The following is a 13,955-nucleotide window of genomic DNA, read 5'->3' as shown; positions in this document are numbered from 1 at the left end:
GTAGGAGTATCGCAGAGGACACAAAGAGTTCGCAAAGAGCGCAAAGATAACCTTAGCGTCCTTTGCGAACTCTTTGTGTCCTCTGCGATACTCCTACGCCAGGCAATTTGAAAAACTTACTTTTTCTTTTTTGCTTTCTGAGCTTTCTTCCTCGCCTTCAGCGCTTCTGCCTTCGCTTTCAGCTTTTCTTTTTTTGCTTTCGCGAGTTCTTTCTCTTTGGCCAGTTTCTGATTAGCTTTCTCTATCCTGATATTCTCACGGATCGTATTCCAGTAATCTTTGCCATATCCAACAAAGATCTCCTGTCCTGCAGGAATATCTTTTTTTGACTTGATATACACCTTGTCGTTCTCTTCTACGTACTCTGCATTGTTGGAAACGCCTTTTGTACGGGAGAGACCGCTCGCATCGTTGGCGTATCGTGCCAGTGCGGATTTCCACGGACGTGCGTCGATCACGTATTTGTTATTCACGAAATAGATATAGCCATTCTCTTCCCCCTGCACTTCTTTCCAGGTGGTTCTTTTCCCTTTGTATTCTACGATCAAAGTCCCTTTAGGAATTGCTTTGTTGGTAAAGAGGCCCATGCCTGAGTCTGGGAGGGCGGATGTTTTAACGAGGAGTTGTTTTTCAAGTAATGCCATGTTGCGAAGATAGGAGAAAGAAGGTTTCATAGGTTTGGGGGGAGGGAAGGTTTGGGAGGTTTGGTATGTCTGGAACTTAAGAAACCTTCCAAACTTCCACCCCTCCCTCCAAACGAAAAAAGCCACTCCCTCACAGGAATGGCTTTCTCTATAACGTAACCGCAATGCTTAGTAGCGGTAGTGTTCAGGTTTGTAAGGACCTTCTTTAGTGATGCCCAGGTAGGAAGACTGAGCAGGAGTCAGTTCGTCGAGAACCACGCCGATCTTAGCGAGGTGAAGACGTGCAACTTTCTCATCAAGGTGCTTAGGAAGAACATACACTTTGTTTTCGTAGTTCTTGTGGTTGCCCCAAAGTTCGATCTGAGCCAGTGTCTGGTTAGAGAAAGAGTTACTCATTACGAAGGATGGGTGACCGGTAGCACAACCCAGGTTAACCAGGCGGCCTTCAGCCAGGATGATCACATCATGACCATCTACGTTGTAAAGATCTACCTGAGGTTTGATAGTGTCTTTAGTGTTGCCATAGTTTGTGTTCAGCCATGCGATATCGATCTCGATATCAAAGTGGCCGATATTACAAACGATCGCTTTATCTTTCATTGCTTTGAAATGCTCACCAGTGATCAGGTCACGGCAGCCTGAAGCAGTAACAATGATGTCAGCTTCTTTTACTGCGTCGATCATTTTCTTCACTTCAAAACCGTCCATTGCAGCCTGGAGGGCGCAGATAGGATCGATCTCTGTAACGATCACGCGGCAACCGGCACCAGCCAGAGAAGCAGCAGAACCTTTACCTACGTCACCATAACCACCAACAACAGCAACTTTACCAGCCAGCATTACGTCAGTAGCGCGACGGATAGAGTCAACCAGCGATTCTTTACAACCGTATTTATTGTCGAATTTAGATTTAGTTACAGAGTCGTTTACGTTGATCGCTGGCATAGGCAGTGTTCCTTTTGCAACGCGCTCATATAAACGGTGTACACCTGTGGTAGTTTCTTCAGAAATACCTTTCACGTGCTGAACCAGCTCAGGGTATGTATCCAGGACCATGTTTGTCAGATCACCACCATCGTCAAGGATCATGTTCAGAGGTTTGTCCTGTGCACCGAAGAACAGCGTCTGTTCGATACACCAATCAGCTTCTTCCTGAGTCTGACCTTTCCAGGCAAACACCCCGATACCTGCAGCGGCGATAGCAGCAGCAGCGTGGTCCTGTGTAGAGAATATATTGCAAGAGCTCCATTTAACTTCAGCACCCAGCGCCGTCAGCGTCTCGATCAGCACGGCAGTCTGGATCGTCATGTGCAGACATCCTGCAACACGAGCACCTTTCAATGGCTGTGAAGGACCATACTCGGCACGGATAGACATAAGACCGGGCATTTCTGCTTCAGCCAGACGAATTTCCTTACGGCCCCATTCAGCCAGGGAAATATCAGCCACCTTATAGGGTAAGGAGAAATCAATGGATTTTGATACAGTAGACATTTTTTGTTTGATTTTGCGGGCAAAGGTACTGTTTACCCGTAACATACCCTAATGCAGGGGTGAGGTCTTGTCAAGAATGTTTACTGACGATGAAGAGGTTAGGAGGGAAGCCGGATACTGACAGTCCTTACCGCCGATCGTGCATCTTTTTTCGGCCAATGGTGCCGCCATTGCATTAACTTTGAAACTATCTAAAAATCCACTGAGTATGTATGTGTACGATACTGTTTCAGCTGCTGTTAATGGTTTAAAAACAAGAGGTTATGTGACGGATTTCAGTCTTCAGGAGAATTGCCTGGTCTGCCAGGACGCCCGGTATAATGCGGAAGATTTTGAAATAGTGGAAGTATACCGCTTTGAAGGGGATTCCGATCCGGCCGATGAAGCTGTTGTATATGCTGTAGACGGCTCAAAGGGGAGAAAGGGCGTGCTTGTGACTGGCTATGGCGCATCAGCTGAGGGTTTAAGCGCGGAAATGGCTAAAAAGCTTTCCATCGAAAAACATTGAGCTCTTCAACTTTTTAATCCTGTCAATATGAAACAATTCTCCCTGTTGCTGCTGGTTGCAGCCCTTACAGCAGTCCCTTTTACCTCCTCTGCGCAGAAAGGCAGAAAACAGGTCAAAGATTCCCTTTCTTTGTCCTGCATTCTGCTCAATGCAAAAGATATTACTCCCAAAAAACGCGAAGACGGAATGGAAGAGCTCAAGCTGGTTCTTTCAAGCGATACGGACACGACCGTCCGTGCAGGCATGGATGCTGTGATCAGTAAAGTGCAGCGTACCCAGGAAGGGAAATGGGAAGTGGTCTACTATCACCAGGACTACTGGTTCTGGATGAGCGGGATCTCCAAAGTGACCGTTCGCCCTAATCAAAAGGTTAAAGCAGGGGATGCTATCGGGATCAATGAGCCCGGTGAGCCGGTCGAATTGCTGGTCTATGATTTTGAAACGCCGGTTGATCCAAAGAAATATTTGAAGTGCGGGAAGTGATCTGAATGGCTGGTGAAGGAGCAACGCAAAGATCGCAAAGTAAACCGCGGAGAACACAACGAGATGTAACCCGGAATGTTCTTCCTGCGGCCTTTGCGGTTTACCCTGCATTCTTTGCAATACTCCTACGCCAGTCTTTTATCCATTACATAATCATTCATGAAATACCCTTCACCAATCCCGATATCTTCTTCCGCAACTTTTACAAAACCGATCTTCTCATAAAATCCAACTGCCGGGTTTTGCCGGTTTACGTTCAACCGAAGAATCGTACCGCCTTTTTTTGCTGCAGCTTTAGCAATCGCGTCCACCAGGAATTTGCCGGTGCCGCGCCCCTGTTGGGAAGGAAGAACATAAAGCTTATGCAATTTGTATACGCCCGGTTCCGCGAGTCCGACTGATGCAAAACCAACCGCTTCCACGCTGTCATAAGCCAGCAGGAATTCAGCTCCGCCCTTCATCTGCTCTGTCAATGAGCGCTCACTGTACATCATGTTCAGCATATAGTCGATCTGTTCCTTCGGGATGATCTGTCCGTATGCCGTCGGCCAGATCCTGGTAGCGAGGTCCCGGATCAGCGGCAGATCATGTTCATAGGCCTTGCGGAGGCTCATTGTTTCCATTGGGTTATATGTTTGTTGTGAGAGTTTACGGTGTTTTTTGATATGGATGAAACTCAACCGTACTGCAATAATGAAGGATGCGATCGCTCCGGCGATCAGCAGACCGTCTGCGATCAGGTCTCTTACCGTGGGAGAGTCCCGGATAAACAAAAAGAAATCGTACAGACCATGGAAGAGCACTGCCCAGAATAATCCTGTCAGTAACAACAGCGCTTTTCCCTTTTGGGCAAATTTTGCATTGCCGGCGTAGTATCCCATAAGCACACCAAAAGTTGCGTGAGCGGGAACTGCCAGGAACATCCGGAGAAAAGCAACCTGGTATCCCTGCCCGGTCTGGGCCGACTGGAATACATACAACACATTCTCAAGTGTAGCAAAGCCCATGCTGACCATTACGGCATAGACGATGCCGTCCAGTGGTTCATCAAATTTTTTACTCGGATAGGCATAGAAACGAAGGGCAAGGAATTTGACACCTTCTTCTACCAGTGCGACATAAAGGAAAGCTTTTATGGCAATGGAGGAAACACTTGTTTCATAATTGATCAGGTAACGCTCTATAAGCGCTGCCGGTATTACTGTTATTACCCCCAGCAGAAAACTCATCAGCAGGTTCCGTTTCGGCTCACGGTTGTAAGCATCCCTGTGGAAAATGAACAGGCAGATAGCGATGCCCGGGGCAATGGCGAGTAGAAGGAGTTGCATCGGAAGAGGCGTTTAAAAGTTTAATGGTTTAGCAGTTCAAAGGGTTTGGGTAATCGTCTGTTTAGACGGTTGATCATTCTTTGAAGATAACTGTTAAACGATTAACAGCTAAACTACTAAACCCTGGCTCTGTTACAGAAAAAAATAAAGGTTTAAAAGTTGATTGTTCAGTTGTCAGAAAGTTATCAGGTCTTTCAACGCTGCAACTTTTAAACTATTAAACAATAAAACTTTTAAACCCTTAACTATAGAGAGCGAGATCAGCTTACAATCCCATTTTCTTTTTCAGGTTTGCGTCGATCGCATCGAGGAACTCCTGTGTATAAAGGAAGTCTTTACCATGCTCAACCTTTGGTTTGATCGTCAGCGCGAGGTCTTTTGTCATTTTACCCTCTTCTACTGTTTCGATACAAACAGCTTCGAGAGCGTTTGCGAAGTCGATCAGCGGCTGGTTGCCATCGAGTTTGCCACGGAAAGCAAGGCCTCTTGTCCATGCGAAGATAGAAGCGATCGGGTTGGTAGAGGTTGGATTGCCTTTCTGATGTTCGCGGTAGTGACGGGTTACCGTACCGTGCGCAGCTTCAGCTTCGAGGGTTTTGCCATCAGGTGTAACGAGTACAGAGGTCATCAGGCCGAGTGAACCGAAGCCCTGAGCAACTGAGTCGCTTTGTACGTCACCATCATAGTTCTTACAAGCCCAGACAAAGCCACCGTTCCATTTCATAGCGCTGGCCACCATGTCATCGATCAGGCGGTGTTCATAAACGATACCTGCTTTTTCGAATTGTGCTTTGAATTCGTTCTCATAGATATCCTGGAAGATATCTTTGAAACGGCCATCATATTTTTTGAGGATGGTGTTTTTGGTAGAGAGGTAGAGTGGCCAGCCTTTGGACAGCGCCATATTCATACAGCTGCGTGCAAAGCCTGCAATGCTCTCATCTGTGTTGTACATAGACAGAGAAACGCCACCGCCTTTGAACTGGAATACTTCGTGCTCGATCACCTGTCCGTCTTCGCCAACGAATTTGATGGTCAGCTTACCTTTTCCCGGCACGACGAAGTCTGTAGCGCGATACTGGTCGCCAAATGCGTGACGGCCTACGATGATCGGACGATCCCAGGTAGTCACCAGGCGTGGAATGTTCTTGATCACGATCGGCTCGCGGAATACGGTACCGTCGAGGATATTGCGGATAGTCCCGTTAGGGCTTTTCCACATTTGCTTCAGGTTGAATTCTTTTACACGGTCTTCATCCGGAGTGATGGTAGCACATTTGATACCCACGCCATACTGTCTGATCGCATTGGCGGCATCAACGGTCACCTGATCATTGGTCTGATCGCGGTATTCCACACCCAGGTCATAGTATTTTATATCAAGATCCACATAAGGGAGGATCAGTTTGTCTTTAATGAACTTCCAGATGATACGGGTCATTTCATCTCCGTCCAGCTCAACTACCGGATTTGCAACTTTGATCTTTTGAGACATAATAAAGTTTGGTTTTGTAAGGTTAATACTTGCGCTGCCCACCAAAGCTTCTGCGAGGGAGACCCACCGCTAATGCTTCGGCATACCAGGAGCCCACCTACGCTAAAGCTCAGGCGGGCGGAGCAAATTTACAAAATATCATGGCTAAATCCGCTCAGATTCTGCGCAACCGTTCCCGGAATCCAAAAAAATAGGCCATTCCCTATTTCAGGATTCTATTTTTTTACCTAACTTCTACAAACAAATGGGCGCTGCATATGGAAAATGTAAAGGTCTTTCTGAATTTCCTGAGGAAGTTTGTGACCATAACAGACGAGGAGTTTGAAAAAAGCATCCAGCCTGTACTTAAAGTAAGGAAATTCCGGAAAAAGGAATTCCTGGTAAAACAGGGCGAGATTGAACACTACTTCAACTTCATCTCCAAGGGGATCATCCGTAAATACTACAAAACAAGTAAGGTTGAAACGAATGTACAGATCTCAACCGAAGGCCAGGTAATTCTGGGCCAGCAATCCTTTCTCAGCCGCGAACCTTCCGAATATTTTGTCGAAGCCATTGAACCCGCTACAGTCATCTCCATCCGGCATGATAAACTCGAAGAACTCTACGCGCAGTCCAAACGGATGGAACGCCTTGGCCGGCTCGTGATCACTCATATGATGATCGTTAGTGACACCTGGCAAATGCAGATGATCAAAATGACACCACGTGAAAGATTTATTGCTTTTGTAAATAAGAACCCTGAGCTGATGAGAAGGGTGCCGCAAAAATATCTTGCTTCCTATCTTAACATCAAGCCTGAAACCTTCAGCAGGTTTAAGCATTTACTGAAGAACAATCCGAATAATATGGCGGCCTAAGCTTCTCCGGGCAGCTTCCCGTTTACTGCATGCCAGAGCCAAAATTCAGCAATCTCCCGCCAATTGCTGTCCTGTTAAAAAGAAAATCCCGGCTTCGTGATCAGCCAGGATCTTTGTGCATTGCATCAGTCTTTTATTGACCTGTTCCCGATGGTATTCAGCTGGAACGGTCACGCTTGTTTGAACATGGTCCGGAAACGCCTTCTGAAATGACGTTGTCTGCAACTAAAAAAACTGCGTTATAGTGTTCCTCCTCCGATAAGAAGATCTCCCTGCTACATTGATCTTTACAGTTTCAGCAACAATTCTTCCAGCTTTTTCGCGTTTTCCTTCTCCACTTTTGCAGCCGCAATGGCAAGCGGGATTATCCTTTTCGCTTCTTCTTTGCTTCCTGATTTATACAACAGGAATGCATAAGTGTCCAGGTAAGCAAATTCCGGTTTTTGATCAGTCAGCTCCTTCATCCATTGCAAGCATTTTGTAATTACGCCGGGGTCTTCACATTTCCTGTAAACGTTCCAGCAAAAAGAATTCACAGCTTCATTGTTGAATTTACCGCTGTTCTTCAGCTGTTCATTGATCTCAAAAACTTCATTCCATTTGTTTTGATGTATAAGAAGTTCTTTTTTATAGTACGGGACCATCGTGCTGAGGTAACTCTCCCCGAGCGCGGTTCGCGTGAATTCAATGGCTTTATCAAACATCGTCTCATTGTTTTTTGCAACGGCCTTTTCAAATTTCCCGGAACTCAAAAAGTAAAAGAGTACTTCCACGTCTGTATTCCCAAAGAGAGATTCATACCTGGATTTGTTCTTTAACAGCTCGTTGAGCATCGGCTCGGGAAGCTGTTCACCATAGAAATAGATCAGGGTGGAAAAATATTCTTCGGAGTAGAGATTTTTTTGCTTGCGCCAGAATTTTATAAGCGCTGCAGTATCCAGGTTGGTATTTGTACGGTTTATATAGTCAGTATAGAACCGGGGATATTTTGAGGCATCGATCCTGTTAGAGTAGCCTTTTAGTTTTTTACCTGAACCTGCTGCCACCAGTGCTTTGTTTGTAAACTCAAAAACACTTTTGCTTAATGATTGAAAGTCATCTCCGGGGAAGCCATATTTTCTCTCTATCACGTATCCGTCCCTGTCGAGGATCAAACCGGTAGGATAACTCATCACGTGGTGTTTTTTCGATAAATGAAAAACACTGTCTTTCTCTGCATCATATTTAAGTAAGATGAATTCCTTACTGAGTTGCTGTTTGACCGAGTCATGCTGGAACACGAGTTTGTCCAGTTGCTTGCACGGAACGCACCAGGTTGTGTAAAAGTCAACAAAGATCAATTTGTTTTCTACAGTAGCTACTTCGAGTGCTCTGTGATAATCCTGGTCTATTACTTTCAGATCCTGTCCGTTACTTCTGCAATACCCCAATAGCAGCATTGTCAGTAATACTAAGTATTTCATGTACGATTGTTTTTGTTTTGGTGAGGGCATAACACTGTGACGTTACAGCAGGCTGCGCACAGGGGCTTACCGCTGGTATCGGCTCTTATAAACCTGGCAGGGTCGGGCTTTTCCGGGTCACATTTACATTTCCCATCTTTCCGTCTAACCGGTTTATCTGGCGGGTAAGGCGGAAAGAGGGGAAATGTGTTCAGATCTTAAGATCTTTTATAGTGGCTGAACTGCTGGCGAAGTGATTAACCCTTCCAGTGAAATGGATGAAGGTTGAATTTGTTCTTCGCGGCGAAAAGTTTATTTCTTGCGCATGTAGATATTTCCTGAAACCGTTTCAAGTTTCACCAGATCTTTACCTCCGTTTACGGTGCCTTTGATATGTGATGAATAACCTCCTTCCTTTTTGTTCTGAATGTCTATATCAAGATCAGAATAGATCGTTCCGGTTACTGTTCTTGCATCTATGTTTGCAGTATTCATGGCCACATCCAGACTTCCTGATACTGTTTTTAAGGTCAGCTTTCCTGTATAGGCTTTGATGCCTACATCGCCTGATACGAGGTCTGTCTCAAGGTCTCCTTTAAAGTTTTCAGTGACAAGGTTGCCGGAAATGCTTTTAACAATAAGTGATATGTTTTCGGGTACATAGATCACATACGTGATTTCGATATTTGTACCGTAGCTTTTACCATTGTTCTCTTTACGCTTCTTTTCAAAATAGTCGCCATAATCGTCTTCCACCTGGAAGATGCCGGATGCCTCACTTGTTTTCAATTGATAAACGCTGTTGCCGGCACCTTCATCTATATTAACGGAGGCTGTCAGCCGGATATCGTTTCCGGCGCCCTGAACTATCTTGATCTCGCGGGCAAACTTCAGGTGCAGCTTCACTTTCGCGGCTCCATTGGTCCGGAATGTTTCATCAACTTTTCTTTGCGCGATGCCTGTAAACGCTATTGACAGGATAAGAATGGCTAATAATATTTTTTTCATGGCTATGATGTTGGTTTGGGTTGTTATTTCTTTCTGAGGTAAATATTGCCGGTGGATGCTTTCAGCGAGATCTTAACACCACCGTTATTGATGTCTCCGCTGATCGCTCTATGGCCGCTGACCGGCTTCAATCCGTCTTCACGTTGCTTGACAAGATCGAAATTCGAGTATACACCTCCCATGGTTGATTTCATCTCTATGGAAGCTTTGACGTTAGCAGGAAGATTCACTTCAATATTCCCTGTGGAAGACATCAGTGAGATGGGAGCTCCCTGGTTGAGCGCGCTGAAGTCTGCTTCAATATTTCCAGTAGAGGAATTCGCTGTTACGGGTCCGGTCACTTTTTTCAGTCTGATCTCTCCAACAATTGTTTTCAACTCCAGTTCCGTATTCCAGTCTTCAACAGTGATATGCCCCAGGCTGCCTGCGTCAATGTAGAGCGCTACAGAAGCTGGTAAAGTGATGACCAGGCCCTCTCTTTTCAAATGCGACATAAGATCTCTTAATTTCAAAACGCCGCCGTCCTGTTGCTGTATCATTCCTATGCCCGTATTGTCGGTACCGCCGGGGTAGATAGCTTTCAGACCGTTGGCCTTTTCATCTTCTTCGTCTTTTTGTTTTTCGTTTACACGGATTTTTACTCCGTCATTGCCACAGTCGGTGCAGCCAGAGCTGATTTTTATCTCACTACCGGTGCCTTTGATAATGCGGACACTTGTTTCGGTTTCAATTTCCACCCTGGAAATGCCGCTAAGGGATTTTTTGAATTCCTTCTGTCCGAGTGCTTGCAAGCCTGAGAGGAAAATGGGGTATAGAAGTATTATAAAATATTTCATGCGATTAAATTTCTTGTTTAATTAGATCTGTGTAAGACCAAACCTGACCTGTTCTTTGACAAAGCCGGGAGTGGCGGGTTCGTTCAATAACTTTTGCATAGGTTTTACCGCGCGCTTTTCACGTGCGCCGATCAGGAATTCGATAATAGCGATCTGGACATCCGGGCTGGTTTCGAGATCAAGGGCATGGATCAATGCCCGCTTGACCAGCTCTTCGTCTTTGAATTTCCATAGAGCTTCGGCGGCGGCGAGTCTGACGTTTGCGTTCTCGTCATGGTGTAAGCGGTTGATGATCGCCTGCAGGACTTTCTCATCCGGTTGTTCCATTTCTTCTGAGTAGCTCACCGCCTGGATCCGTTTGCTCGCGGAACGGTTGTCCAGCATTGCCAGCGTTCTTTCTTTTACCATTTCCTGGTATTGCTGTTCCAGGTGGCTGACCCGTTCTTCTGTTTTCCGGTTGGCCTGAAAGCTTCCGTATAGTACTCCTGCGATCAAAAGTGCCGCTGCAGCAGCAACTCTTAGCAGGGGCTTCCACGGGAAACTGATCAGCTTACCGGGCTTCGTTTCCGTTGATGCCTTTTCCGCTTCGAGCATTGTCTCAAATGATAACCGGAGTGTTTCCGGAGGAACTTCCCGGGGAAGTTGTCCGATCATTACCAGCAGCTGCCGGCTTTGCTCAAGCGCTGACTGGCAATTGGGGCATTCCCGCAGGTGACGCTCTACCAGATCCCGTTCTTCTCCTGATAAGGCATTTTCGAGGTGATCGATGATCAGTGTTTCTACATCATTGCATTTCATATCTCAACGGATTCAAAGTAAACGGTTCTCAATTTTTTAACTGCGCGATGGATCTTTACTTTAATGGCAGCTTCTGTACTGTTCAGCACCGCCGCGATCTGCAAATACTTCATACCATGAAAGCGGCTCATGATCAGGATCTCGCGATCGGCTTCCGGCAGTTTCAGCAAGGCCTGTTTCAGCCCCGCCAACTGATCTCCGTCGTCCACCGTATCTGCTATTTCCGGAATACCATCCATCGGCGCCATTTTCTGTCTGGCTTCGCGGAAATGATCCATGGCCAGGTTCCGGGCGATCTGGAAGATCCAGGGGGTGAACCTGCCTCCGTTATAGGATGATCTGTTCTTCATCACCTTATAGAAGGTGGATTGCGTCAGGTCTTCACTGACGTCCCGGTTTTGAACCATCTGCAGGAGGAAATTGTAGATCCAGGCCTGGTATCGCTCAAAAAGCACACGCATGCAGTCCAGTTCCCCGGCAGCAACACGGCTCATGAGCTCCTCATCTGTTAGATTTTTCAAATTGTTCTGGTCCTGTTTGTAATGTATACTGCGCGAAGATGGAAAGGTTACATGGGACGCCGGTCTTTTTTTTGTAAAGGCCATTTCAGGGAAATTTCTGAACCAATGTCTGCTATACCTGAAAGATGTTGCACGATCTGTTTCCCTGCCCCTGGCGAAGGGTATGGCAGTGAGGTTCAGGTTTGCAGAGAACGAGCTTTATGGTGTTAAGGGGGATGGCTGCGCCAGATAGCCGCAATGCGTAGTATATTTATAGCAAAGACCAACTCATGATCCACTATTACGATACGCTTTTTGCCTATATTTCGCGTATCATAGACATTCCCGAGTCTGACAGGGCTAGCTGCCGCGAAACATTCAGGCCCCTATTCGTTCCACGGGATACCCTGCTCGAAGTTCCTGGAAAAATACCGCACTATCACAATTTCATTGTCTCCGGCTTTATGAGAAAGTTTTACGTTAATGACAAGGGAGAAGAAGTGACGGTAGAATTAAATGACGGGCCGCGGTTCTTTACGTCTTACTGGCATTTTGTGAATCAGACCGTTTCCAATGAATACCTTCAATGCATCACGGATTGTGAATTGCTCAGGATCACCAGGGCCGATGCGGAGCGAACTTCCAAAACGAGCCTGACTCAAAAGGATTATACCATCCGCTTATTTCAGCAGATCCTGGAAGAGGATAAGCAGCGCATCAATGATCTTGCAACCCTTACTGCGGAGCAGCGGTATGTGAAATTGATGAGCAATGCTCCGGGTATCATACAAAATGTGCCCCTGAAGTATATTGCCTCGTACCTGGGTATAAAGGCGGAAAGTCTGAGCCGGATCAGGCGGGAGATCACTTCTTAACAATTGTTAAGTGCAGATGATGAGCAGGAAGATACCTTAGCTCATCAGCATATGAAACAAACACCTGCCGCTACACGTATCTTCCAGTACTCCGCTCGCTTTTGGTTTACTGTTACCTATCTTGGTCAACTGATCTTTGCTTACTACATCCTGATGTTATACTGGACTTCCACCGCTTTGGGGGAGTTTGAAAACTGGAATAAGGTCAATCCTCATTTCTACAGGAAGGACGATCTTACCGGCAATATCTTTTTCGCATCGCATGTGGTGCTGGCGGCAATTGTAACGATTCTGGGGCCCTTGCAACTGGTCAACGGTATCAGGAGTAAATGGCCGCGATTGCACAGGGTTTGTGGCCGTATTTACATTTATTCGGCGTTTCTGATCAGTGCAGCCGGGCTATACCTGGCATTGGTGAGGGGGGCAGTCGGCGGCCCTTTCAGCACGGCTACCGTGTCAATTAATGGAGCCATCATTATGCTTTGTGCTTTTTTCTGTGTGCGGTATGCGAGGCAACGGAATATCCCGCTGCATAACCGTTGGGCCATTCATCTGCTCATAGCAATGAGCGGTGTATGGTTCTTCCGGGTGTTTTTTATGTTGTGGATGGTGATCTTCCGTGCACCGGTGGGGTTTGATCCGGAAACATTCACCGGTCCTTTCCTGTATGTACTGGATGTGTTTGTTTATATTTTCCCGCAGGCTATCGTTGTATTATACTTCAAGGCGAAATTTTCCGCCGGTTCTTTCAAAAAGTATTTGTTCTCCTGTCTGTTGCTGATTATTACACTTGCAACAGCCGTGGGGATCTTCGGTGCTGCCGGCGGCATGTGGTTGCCGAAGTTATAATGGTTTGTGCATGCCGGAAGTTTTTATGGCAGTGCCTTATTCAACAGGAAGTTTTATTAACAATTCTTAACAATCTCTCCATTTCAGCCGGCAGGATCGTTTCAGCCTTAACCGGGCGTAACGCGTATTAACACTACTTAACATCGGACTCCATCCCTCACAATTGGCTTGCCTCCGGTGATTGTGCGTATTAGTTTTGCTGTGTAATCGAAACCAATACGGTTCCATTAAACAACACCAACAATATAAAGCATTATGAAAAAGATCATCCTTACAATCGCCATCGCCATCAGCAGTTTCGCTGTATTTGCAAACAATACTGATATCAACTCTTCTGTATTGAAAGCGTTCAATAAAGAATTTTCCGGGGCAAGCGAAGTGACCTGGACTGCGGGTGCGCAATTCTACAAAGCAAGTTTTGTTCATAACACGCAGCATCTTACTGCATTTTATACCTATTCCGGAGAACTGCTGAGCGTTGCCAGGAACATCAGTTCGCTTGATCTGCCGATGAACCTGCAGGCATCCCTCCGGAAGGACTATGGCGGCCGCTGGATCACAGAATTATTTGAAATGTCCAGTGAAGAAGGGACCACCTATTATATTACGCTGGAGCAGGCGGATTCAAAAATTGTTTTGCAGTCAGCAGATGGCTTTCAGTGGAGCGTTTACCGGAAAGCGGTAATGGCATAATATTTCAAGGCCATTATACCATTAAACCAGTAAAAAGCAAGCCCCGGCACTGACCGGGGCTTGCTTTTTTATTGATGATCGTTTTCGGGGTAAATACCCGGAGACGGAGACGTTGTAGTTCTTCGCAATTGGCAACCAAACG

At 46.2% G+C, this 13,955-nt stretch carries 15 protein-coding genes; 6 read left to right on the top strand and 9 right to left on the bottom strand.

The window, feature by feature from the left end:
• Window positions 1-116: 116 nt before the first annotated feature.
• Window positions 117-674, bottom strand: coding sequence for an SET domain-containing protein (locus LZZ85_RS15205; RefSeq protein ID WP_237873642.1), 558 nt, complete (start codon window positions 672-674; stop codon window positions 117-119).
• A gap of 138 nt (window positions 675-812) precedes the next feature.
• Window positions 813-2,138 carry an adenosylhomocysteinase gene (gene ahcY, locus LZZ85_RS15200; RefSeq protein ID WP_237873641.1) on the bottom strand — a complete coding sequence of 442 codons (1,326 nt, stop codon included), beginning with the start codon at window positions 2,136-2,138 and terminating at the stop codon, window positions 813-815.
• Window positions 2,139-2,319: 181 nt separating this feature from the next.
• On the opposite strand from ahcY, the gene LZZ85_RS15195 reads away from it, so the two are divergent.
• Both LZZ85_RS15195 and LZZ85_RS15190 read left to right on the top strand, forming a co-directional pair.
• Window positions 2,320-2,646 (top strand): hypothetical protein, encoded by a 327-nt coding sequence (locus LZZ85_RS15195; protein WP_237873639.1) that lies wholly within the window; start codon window positions 2,320-2,322, stop codon window positions 2,644-2,646.
• 27 nt (window positions 2,647-2,673) lie between these two features.
• A complete protein-coding gene (locus LZZ85_RS15190; protein ID WP_237873637.1) occupies window positions 2,674-3,129 on the top strand; it encodes a M23 family metallopeptidase in 456 nt (151 codons plus the stop codon).
• Window positions 3,130-3,254: 125 nt separating this feature from the next.
• On the opposite strand, the gene LZZ85_RS15185 is transcribed toward LZZ85_RS15190, so the two are convergent.
• Window positions 3,255-4,457: a GNAT family N-acetyltransferase gene (locus tag LZZ85_RS15185; protein WP_237873633.1), complete on the bottom strand. Its 1,203-nt coding sequence runs from the start codon at window positions 4,455-4,457 to the stop codon at window positions 3,255-3,257.
• Window positions 4,458-4,722: 265 nt separating this feature from the next.
• Window positions 4,723-5,952, bottom strand: a complete 1,230-nt coding sequence (locus LZZ85_RS15180; protein WP_237873629.1) for an NADP-dependent isocitrate dehydrogenase — start codon at window positions 5,950-5,952, stop codon at window positions 4,723-4,725.
• A 257-nt stretch (window positions 5,953-6,209) separates the two neighbouring features.
• On the opposite strand from LZZ85_RS15180, the gene LZZ85_RS15175 reads away from it, so the two are divergent.
• A complete protein-coding gene (locus tag LZZ85_RS15175) occupies window positions 6,210-6,812 on the top strand; it encodes a Crp/Fnr family transcriptional regulator (RefSeq protein WP_237873626.1) in 603 nt (200 codons plus the stop codon).
• 287 nt (window positions 6,813-7,099) lie between these two features.
• On the opposite strand, the gene LZZ85_RS15170 is transcribed toward LZZ85_RS15175, so the two are convergent.
• From LZZ85_RS15170 to LZZ85_RS15150, 5 genes are all read right to left on the bottom strand, one after another.
• Window positions 7,100-8,275, bottom strand: a complete 1,176-nt coding sequence (locus tag LZZ85_RS15170; protein ID WP_237873623.1) for a thioredoxin family protein — start codon at window positions 8,273-8,275, stop codon at window positions 7,100-7,102.
• 291 nt (window positions 8,276-8,566) lie between these two features.
• A complete protein-coding gene (locus LZZ85_RS15165) occupies window positions 8,567-9,262 on the bottom strand; it encodes a DUF4097 domain-containing protein (RefSeq protein WP_237873622.1) in 696 nt (231 codons plus the stop codon).
• A gap of 23 nt (window positions 9,263-9,285) precedes the next feature.
• Window positions 9,286-10,098, bottom strand: a complete 813-nt coding sequence (locus LZZ85_RS15160) for a DUF4097 family beta strand repeat-containing protein (RefSeq protein ID WP_237873617.1) — start codon at window positions 10,096-10,098, stop codon at window positions 9,286-9,288.
• Between the two features lie 21 nt (window positions 10,099-10,119).
• Window positions 10,120-10,896, bottom strand: coding sequence for a HEAT repeat domain-containing protein (locus LZZ85_RS15155; RefSeq protein ID WP_237873615.1), 777 nt, complete (start codon window positions 10,894-10,896; stop codon window positions 10,120-10,122).
• Window positions 10,893-11,417, bottom strand: a complete 525-nt coding sequence (locus LZZ85_RS15150; protein WP_237873613.1) for an RNA polymerase sigma factor — start codon at window positions 11,415-11,417, stop codon at window positions 10,893-10,895. Before LZZ85_RS15150 ends, LZZ85_RS15155 begins: the two co-directional genes overlap by 4 nt.
• 269 nt (window positions 11,418-11,686) lie before the next feature.
• Here LZZ85_RS15150 and LZZ85_RS15145 point away from each other — a divergent pair, with 269 nt between their 5' ends.
• From LZZ85_RS15145 to LZZ85_RS15135, 3 genes are all read left to right on the top strand, one after another.
• Window positions 11,687-12,271, top strand: a complete 585-nt coding sequence (locus LZZ85_RS15145) for a Crp/Fnr family transcriptional regulator (RefSeq protein ID WP_237873611.1) — start codon at window positions 11,687-11,689, stop codon at window positions 12,269-12,271.
• 51 nt (window positions 12,272-12,322) lie between these two features.
• The gene (locus tag LZZ85_RS15140; RefSeq protein ID WP_237873610.1) at window positions 12,323-13,120 is read left to right on the top strand and encodes a DUF2306 domain-containing protein; all 798 of its coding nucleotides are present in this window, start codon (window positions 12,323-12,325) and stop codon (window positions 13,118-13,120) included.
• A gap of 255 nt (window positions 13,121-13,375) precedes the next feature.
• On the top strand, window positions 13,376-13,813 hold the full coding sequence (locus tag LZZ85_RS15135; protein WP_237873609.1) for a hypothetical protein: 438 nt from the start codon (window positions 13,376-13,378) through the stop codon (window positions 13,811-13,813).
• Window positions 13,814-13,955: the final 142 nt, after the last annotated feature.

The sequence above is a fragment of the Terrimonas ginsenosidimutans genome, from assembly GCF_022012415.1.
Lineage (GTDB): Bacteria > Bacteroidota > Bacteroidia > Chitinophagales > Chitinophagaceae > Terrimonas_A > Terrimonas_A ginsenosidimutans.
Note: the sequence above shows the minus strand (reverse complement) of the source record. Positions and strands in the feature narration are given on the sequence as shown.